This window comes from Mesorhizobium sp. LMG 17147 (assembly GCF_024297145.1).
Lineage (GTDB): Bacteria > Pseudomonadota > Alphaproteobacteria > Rhizobiales > Rhizobiaceae > Mesorhizobium.
This window is the reverse complement of the sequence record NZ_JANCTC010000061.1, coordinates 1-572: the sequence shown is the minus strand read 5'-3', so window position 1 is coordinate 572 and position 572 is coordinate 1. Positions and strand designations below refer to the sequence as shown.

1 pseudogene is annotated in these 572 nt (G+C 67.7%); it reads right to left on the bottom strand.

Going from position 1 to position 572, the window contains the following annotated elements:
* Positions 1 to 572 (bottom strand): annotated as a pseudogene (locus NMG46_RS29570) (NAD-glutamate dehydrogenase domain-containing protein); the annotation flags it as partial.

Here is a 572-nt window from a genome sequence, read left to right as displayed (position 1 = left end):
CTGCAGCCGCTCGCGGATGCGTCCGACCCGTTCGCCGCCGGCCTCCAGCCATGCCGCCACCGGATCCGCCGCCTCGGCATGGCTGGTGAGTGCCGCCACGGCGATGCCGCGCCTGGCCGCGCCGATCATGTCGGTGGCACGGGAAAGCGCCAGTTGATCGTAATAGTCCGACGGCGTGATCAATCGCGCCGTCTCTTCGACGCGCGGAATGCGGAAAGCATCGCTGACAGCAAAGAATGCTTTGGCCGCCGCAATGATGTCGGCGCTGGCCGTGCGCGCCGTCAATGCGATGTCGGGGATCAGTCCCGCCAGATCGGCCATTGCCAGCTGTCCGGCGAGCTGTTCGGGCGCGCCGCCCTTCGACAGATTGTGCCGCCGCTCCTCGATCCGCTCGCGCGAGAAGGCCGGCAGCAGCGAAACCAGCTTCGGCTCCAGCGCCTTGCGCGCGTCCTGCAACTCGGCGATCCGCTGCCCGAGCGGCGCGGTGCCGGCATCGTTCTTCAGGTACCAGCCGCTCGTCACATAGATCAGCCGGCTGACCGCCTGATAAAGGTCGAGCTGGATTTGCCCGT